General features: G+C 39.5%; 5 protein-coding genes. All 5 read left to right on the forward strand.

The genetic code is table 11. The features are described from left to right. Window positions 1–126, forward strand: a 126-nt coding sequence (locus FH749_15235) for an IS3 family transposase (protein ID MTI96805.1), incomplete at its 5' end; no start/stop codon positions are given. 84 nt (window positions 127–210) lie between these two features. Then, on the forward strand, window positions 211–5,058 hold the full coding sequence (locus FH749_15240; GenBank protein MTI96806.1) for a helicase: 4,848 nt from the start codon (window positions 211–213) through the stop codon (window positions 5,056–5,058). A 591-nt stretch (window positions 5,059–5,649) separates the two neighbouring features. Then, window positions 5,650–5,829 carry a hypothetical protein gene (locus tag FH749_15245; protein ID MTI96807.1) on the forward strand — a complete coding sequence of 60 codons (180 nt, stop codon included), beginning with the start codon at window positions 5,650–5,652 and terminating at the stop codon, window positions 5,827–5,829. A 29-nt stretch (window positions 5,830–5,858) separates the two neighbouring features. Beyond that, complete coding sequence (locus FH749_15250; GenBank protein MTI96808.1) at window positions 5,859–6,440, forward strand: N-acetyltransferase; 582 nt, start codon at window positions 5,859–5,861, stop codon at window positions 6,438–6,440. 605 nt (window positions 6,441–7,045) lie between these two features. Further along, the gene (locus FH749_15255) at window positions 7,046–7,603 is read left to right on the forward strand and encodes a hypothetical protein (protein ID MTI96809.1); all 558 of its coding nucleotides are present in this window, start codon (window positions 7,046–7,048) and stop codon (window positions 7,601–7,603) included. Window positions 7,604–8,227: the final 624 nt, after the last annotated feature.

The following is an 8,227-nucleotide window of genomic DNA, read 5'->3' on the forward strand; positions in this document are numbered from 1 at the left end:
GTTTTCTCTAGCCAACAGGAACTTGACCTTGAACTCTTTGATTATGTAAACTGGTTCAACAATGTTCGCATACACGGATCACTGGACTATCTAACACCGAATGAGTACAAGCTAATGCACCTTTAAAAATTTGTCCAGTTTAGTGTTGACATACCAACCTCCTTATGGAGAATAGGGGGTTGAACTTAGTGACGAAAGGAAGGGCATGAGATGTCATTCAAACAGATACTAGAAAAGTACAGAAAAATTGCTTTCTCTGAGCGCGATAAAGGTAATAGATTTGAACGTCTAATACAAGCGTATCTTAAAACTGATCCGAAGTACGCGGTCAAATTTAAGAAGGTTTGGCTCTGGTCTGAGTTCCCTGGCAGGGTTGATTTAGGTGGAGGTGACACTGGAATCGACTTGGTTGCCTTAACACATGAAGGTGATTATTGGGCAGTTCAGTGCAAGTGTTACCAGGAAGATTCAGTTATTGATAAACCTGCAGTTGATAGCTTTCTCTCAACATCAAGCAGGGAATTCAAAAATGAGCAAATGGAATCAACAAGGTTTGCTCATCGGCTTTGGATATCTACAACCAATAAATGGAGCATAAATGCAAATGAAGCAATCAGAAACCAAAATCCGCCAGTAGTACGCATCAACTTGTTTGATTTAGTCGAAGCCCCAGTTGACTGGGGGAAACTCGAAGAGGGTGTCCACGGTGACGCAGCTCGGACCCCCAAAAAAACACTCCGGCCCCATCAAAAAGAAGCTTTGGAGAATGCCCATAAGTATTTTCAGGAGTATGATAGGGGCAAACTCATTATGGCTTGTGGAACAGGTAAAACTTTCACTGCACTTCGTATCGCGGAGCATGAGACTGACGGCAAGGGGCTCATCCTATTTCTTGTGCCCTCGATTGCCTTGTTGGGACAAACGTTAAGAGAATGGAGTGCAGATGCTAATGAACCGATCAGTGCTATAGCCATTTGCTCTGACCCGGAAATTACCAAGCAAAGAAAAAGGAATCAAAGCACAGACAGCTTTAGTGTCGTAGATTTAGCTTATCCAGCCTCTACAAATCCTGACTTTATTCTGCATCAATTTGAGCAAATAAATAATCGAGGCCGCCAGGGGATGACTGTAGTTTTTTCTACATATCAATCAATTGAAGTAATTGCTAGTGCACAAAAGGTATTATTAAATAATGGTTTCCCTGAGTTTGACTTAGTAATCTGTGACGAAGCCCACCGCACAACAGGTGTCTCTTTGGTTGGGGAAGACGAATCATCTTTTATCAAAGTGCATGATGGGGACTTTATAAAGGCTAAAAAGCGTTTGTACATGACTGCTACGCCAAGACTGTATAGTGATGACACCAAAAGCAAAGCAGCTGAGGCAGAAGCTATTTTATGTTCTATGGATGATACTAACCTGTACGGTGAAGAAATTTATCGGATTGGGTTTGGTGAAGCAGTTGAACGAGACTTGCTCACCGATTATAAGGTCCTCATATTGACTCTTAACGATAAGGATGTTCCTCCTGCCGTCCAACGCATGATAACAAATGGAGAATTGGAAATTAACACTGATGATGCTGCAAAGATCATTGGTACAATCAATGCTCTCTCTAAACAGTTCTTAGGTGATAATGGGGTATCTAAAGAGGCCGATCCAGAACCCATAAAGCGGGCAGTGGCGTTCTGCGCTAATATTGATACATCTAAAAAGATTGCTGCCACATATAACACTGCTAACGAAGTTTATCTTAGTCAATTACCAAGCGAGAAAAAAGTACAAATGGTAACCACTGAGGCTAAACACATGGATGGCACAATGACTGCACCTGAACGCGATCAGCTGTTAGCCTGGCTTAAAGAGGATACATCTGCAAACGAATGTCGCATCATAACGAATGTACGAGTGCTTAGTGAAGGTGTGGATGTTCCTACCCTTGACTCAGTGCTGTTTCTGTCTGCCAGGAATTCCCAGGTTGATGTTGTGCAATCAGTAGGCCGTGTAATGCGCAAGGCTCTTAACAAGAATTATGGTTATATCGTAATCCCCGTTGTAGTTCCATCCGATGTCGAAGCAGAGAAGGCGCTCGATGATAATGAACGATACAGAGTGGTTTGGACTGTTCTAAACGCCCTACGTGCTCATGATGATCGATTCAATGCTACAGTAAACAAGATAGAACTAAATCGTAAAAAACCTGGCAATATTTTAGTTGGCAGGCCCGAGTATTCTTTTGATGAGGATGGTAATTCTCAGTTGGTTAAAGAAGACTCGACAAATAGCAATTTCGGTGTAGTTCAACAATTATCTCTGCAGTTTGAGCAACTTCAATCTGTAGTTTTTGCTCGTTTGGTTCAGAAGGTTGGTGATCGCCGTTATTGGGAGCAATGGGCTAAGGATGTTGCTGAAATTGCAGATCGCCAGGTCGAGCGCATATCATATCTGATAGAAAATAAAAAAGATCAACGGAAGGCTTTTGACGTTTTCTTGGCTGGGTTGCAGAAAAACATTAATCCTAGTATTAGCGAAAAACAAGCGGTTGAGATGTTGGCACAACATATTATTACAAAGCCTATTTTTGAGGCCTTATTTGAAGATTACTCTTTTGAGAAGAATAACGCTGTTTCCGTAGCTATGCAGAAAATGCTCACCGAGTTAGAAGGCAAGTCTCTGGCAGAGGAGTCCAAAACCCTTCAAAAGTTTTATGAATCTGTTCGTAAACGGGCGGAGGGGATCGATAATGCCGAAGGTAAACAGCGCATTATAATTGAACTCTACGACAAATTCTTTAAAACTGCTTTTCCCAAAATGGTAGAACAATTAGGCATTGTTTACACCCCGGTAGAAGTAGTAGATTTCATTATTTACTCGGTTAATGACCTGTTAAAGAAGGAGTTTGGGCGTAGTATCTCTGATGGAAATGTTCACGTGCTAGATCCTTTTACTGGAACGGGCACGTTTATCACCCGCTTGTTGCAGAGTGGCCTAATTGATAAGAAAGATTTAGAAAATAAATACCGGCATGAGCTCCATGCTAACGAAATAGTGCTGCTAGCATATTACATTGCAGCCGTTAACATTGAAAATGCATATCATGATCAGATAGGTGAACAAAGTGACTACAAACCCTTTGAAGGTATAGTGCTTACTGATACTTTTCAGTTAGGCGAAACTGATGAGAAATTGTTCTCTGAAATGTTCCCTCAGAATTCAGCACGGGCTGATCGTCAGAAGAAAGCACCTCTGAGAGTAATCATGGGCAACCCACCCTATTCGGTAGGGCAAAGGTCGGCAAACGATAATGCTCAAAATATGAAATATGATAAGTTAGATTCTAGGATTGCTAGTACCTATGCAAAGGCAACTAACGCAACAAACAAGAATTCGCTATATGATTCATACATTAAGGCTTTTCGCTGGGCTACTGATCGCCTGGATCCAAAACATGGTGGCGTAATTGCTTTTGTGAGCAATGGAGCATGGTTGGATGGGAATAGCACTGACGGATTTCGAAAGGTAATCGAGAAAGAGTTCTCTAGTATATGGGTTATTAATTTAAGGGGAAATGCCCGGACTCAAGGAGAGTTCAGGAGGAAGGAAGCCGGGAACGTCTTTGGTCATGGTTCACGTACACCGATATCTATTACCCTGTTGATAAAGAATCCTAAAGTCAGAAGCAAGAAAACCAGAATCTATTATCATGATATAGGAGATTATTTAGGCCGGGAAGAAAAGCTGGCTATTATTAATAAGTTTCAATCTCTGACTAATCCTGAAATGAAGTGGGAAAAAATTGAACCTAATGTGCAAGGAGATTGGTTAAATCAACGTGATGATATTTTTGAGACTTTCATTCCTATTGGAACTAAAAAAGATAAATTGGCTAAGTCATTCTTCAACGCAGTATACAGTAGAGGGCTGGCTACAGCACGAGATGCATATTGTTACAACTCATCTCTAGCAACTATTAAAGAGGTGATTAGCGATTTCATCGGATTTTATGAAAAACAAAGACTTGAATATAACAAGCTTAACAATGGAAATAAGGTGTCTGAGCTGGATGACTTCTTAGATTTTAATACGAAAAAAGTCACGTGGAATAGAAGTCTGAAAAATTATTTATCTAGAAATGTGAGAATTAGCTTTCAAGCAAAATCAATAGTTACTGGGTTATATCGACCATTCTTTAAACAGCATCTCTACTTTGCAAAAGAATTGAATGATATGGTATACCAAATGCCGAAACTCTTTCCCGACCCTTCTCAGGAAAACCTGGCGATTTGTGTGTCAGGTATTGGAGCAAATAAACCTTTTTCCACTTTAATAACCGATTGCATCCCAGATTTACAGCTCCAATTTAACGGCCAATGCTTCCCGTTATATTACTATGAAGAACGCAAAGAACTTGATCTATTCGAGGAGCTTACAAATGAAGGCGACTATATTCGAAGGGATGGAGTCTCTGACTTTATCTTGGAGCGTGCTGTTAAGCAGTATGATAAAAATGTTAGTAAAGAGGACATTTTCTACTATGTTTATGGCATTTTACACAGTCCCGACTATCGTGCCGCCTTCGCAAATGACTTGAAAAAGACATTGCCACGTATTCCCTTGGTGGAGGATGTGCGTGATTTTTGGAAATTCAGTAAATCTGGCCGTAAGTTGGCCAAGCTGCACATTGATTATGAAAATGTTCCCCCTTATGAAGGAGTAATTGTATCGGGAATGGATTCAGGTTTTTACCGGGTAGAACAAATGCGATTCCCCAAAAAGGGCCAGCAAGATACCATCATTTATAACAGCAAAATCACGATCTCCAATATACCTCAAAAGGCTTATGAATACGTGGTCAATGGAAAATCAGCTATAGAGTGGATTATGGAACGCTATCAGATTACTACCGACAGAAAAAGCGGCATCACTAATGATCCCAACGATTGGGCTGATGAAGTTGGGAATCCAAGATATACACTTGATTTATTATTGAGCGTTATTAATGTGAGTGTACAGACAGTAGATATTGTAAATTCGTTACCCAATCTAGATTTTGACTAAAGCACATTGAGCTTAGATTTGACGTTTTTCTTGCCACAGTCGCTGGGATAAGGGGGTGAAGCCTTTTAATGCTTTTGTATACGCCGCAAACGCTGATATTAAAGGCTTGTCCGCAGTTTTGTGTGACACTTTCCTTTGTGCGGGCATTATTGCGCATAAATGTATGACAAAAACCTGAAACCCCTTGATATATAATGGATACGGGGTATACAACTATCAGGATGTGTTGGATTCTGCAAGGTAAGTATCTACTGCGATACAACTCAAGGCATGGAAGCTGAAGTAAAATCTATGGTTATAAATACCAAGTCAGAACGTAGCCAAGATCAATCCGGATACCATAAGGCCACGCGTTTGTTACCAATCTGTAACAATTTTATCGTATTATTTTCGTATACATAGTAACATATTTAAGATAGAATTATCGTTATTGCAGGAGATTAAGGTTTAGTGTAGAAGAAACATATAGGATTTAGTGCATATGTTATTAATGGTCTAGTTATCTCATTTTTGGATGATACTTCTTTGGTTTAAAGAACTTTAGTAAATAAAAAGATAAGTGTGACACATACTAAACAAAGGGGTGATAGTATGGCAACGAAAAGTATACTGAAAAATATTGATATTAGGGGTCAGTCTTTATGCTGGTCCTTTATACGTGCTTTAGAGAATGCGGAAAAGAAGAAGGGTAAGGAAGTAGTTCTGACCAAATCACATCGTGAACTTAGCCAAGAGCAGATTAGAAAAATATTTGGTGATGATAATCAATGAAGGGCTATGCTCAAGCAAATTTATCTATAATGTTGAACGAGTTAGGAGAGGATAAGGTGAAAGCAATCCTCTCCGATTTTATATGCCCGTTAAATAAAGACGTTGAAGGGTTTTTACGGAATAAGGCAATAGAATTTGCAAAACAGGGATTATCTGCCACTCATTTAATATTCGCAAATTATGGGGGTTCAACAGTACTAATAGGCTATTTTACCTTAGCAACTAAAATTGCTACAATCTCTAGGCGTTGTATACGAAGTAATTCTATGCGAAAGAGAATCAATAAATTTGCACAGTATGACCAGAGCCTTAAGAGGTATTCGCTTCCAATGCCGTTAATTGCTCAGTTAGGTAAGAATTTCAATAATGAGTATGACAAGTTAATTACAGGTGAGGAGCTTATTCAATTTGCTTGCGACAAAGTGAAACAAATTCAATTAGATTCGGGCGGAAGATATGTTTATTTAGAATGTGAGGACAAGCCTCAACTAACTGATTTCTATGATAAACATGGGTTTGTGAATTTTGGAAAACGAAGTCTAGAGGGAGATGAATTTGAGCTCTTTCAGGGGAGATATTTGGTTCAGATGTTAAAATATTTGAGTAGGTAATTATGAACCACGTCTGGAACTACAAGAGTTACTCCCAAAGATGATAATTTCACAAGAGAAGAGGATTATCAAATTATTGTAGATGGTGCTGAAGAGCAGTTAATTCAAAGCATCCTACAGGTGAAGGAGCAAATAGAGAAACAAAATTCTTTAATATCTGTTGGTGAAATAAAGGAATGCAACTCTGATTCTCACCTGTTTCAATCGTTGTTCCATTTGCGTTCTGGTTGTGAGATATCTATCATCCCTGTGACCCTTAATGAGAGTGATTACCAGTTTGTTGAAGACTTAAAGCGCTGATGTGAAGATATCCAGACCCAACGAAGTATACCTAAAGCATCTGTTTTACGGAACATCTACAGTGTACAGTTGGAAACTGTATTAGTTCAGGTGGCGGGGAGAATCTTTTTGGCATGTCTTACGTTTTTTGTCCCCAATACTAAGCTTGTCCGGCATTTTGTCGGACATCTCCCCTTCTTTTGGTAGCATTAGCCTTTGTTGTCGGACAAAGCAGCTACCAACCCTGATATGTAAGGCTTAAAGTGTCGGACAAAAGCTGTAGCGGGCAAAAGGAAGAAATTTTAGTTAATTCGGGAGGGAGTATTTTGGAAGCGCTATATGCCATTAGTGGTGTAATCGTTGGTTTTCTCCTTAACGTTGCTAAAGAAAAATGGTTTGATAAACCTATTTTGAGGTTCGAAGAAAAAAAGGTGACTTTATGGGGTGCAATTGAGGAGGGACAGTATGATTTGCAAATTACTGAGGCGAATTATTCTCAAATCAGGTACATAGCGATTCGATGTAGTTTGGATTTTTACAATATTGGTAAAGTCGCCACCGGCATTAAAAATGTTGAACTGCTCATTAACGATACTCCATACCCTACTGATGCCACAGGCTCAGCACAGCTCAATGAGCAAATCGTAAAATGGAACCACGATGGGGTTCCAGGATTTACTCTCCCGCCAAGGACAGTTCTAAGCGTAGTTAATTCGTTCTTCGTCATGAAGGATGTTTATGAGCAGCTACTTGCATCTCAGGAAAACGGTTCACTTCAATTTAAATATAGAGCTCATGATGTATTTGGTAAACATATTGATTTGGTGGTTAATTTGCCAGCGCCTTATCAAGAGGAGAATGAAAAAGTGGTCGAGCAAAGCTAACTCGATTCTCACTCTTTTGTATACGCCTACTCCTTGGTATTTTAGGCTTAGCAGCGTTTTTGTATATATTTTTTCCTTGTTTCTTGTTCTTGAGGCTAAAATGTATGACAAGATTTCCAAAATCACTGAAGCTTAGGGAGTTTGGCGTATACAAATGAGGTTATATCAAATCTTTCCCATCTATAAGATAAATAGGTTTTACGGACAATCTCTTTGCATTGATAACATTTTGATAACAAAAGTTCAGCAAGCTGAGATAAATTAGATACATAGCGCACAAAGCAGGGCTAAAAACAAAAAAATACACAGATAAACTACATATTCCTATGGATTTGTTGAATGGGAATAGTAGCAAGAAAGCCAAAAACCCCGAACTATCGGGGTTTTTGTGGTGTAGGGGCCGAAAATGATAACAGATGATAACGTTCTATTATTCTGGGGGAAATAATTCCGGGAATAAGCTGTTTTTGCTGAACCATATAGCCCAAAAGTTGACTGTATTGCCTGTCCAACAACTGCTAGGTATAATGACCTTATCTTATGAAAGGAAAGGACGCCCCGTTAGCGTGCTACCCATTACAGCAGCACCAGGGCGTCCCAACTCAAAAACCATGGTCATTATAT

It is taken from the genome of Bacillota bacterium (genome assembly GCA_009711825.1).
Lineage (GTDB): Bacteria > Bacillota > Proteinivoracia > UBA4975 > VEMY01 > VEMY01.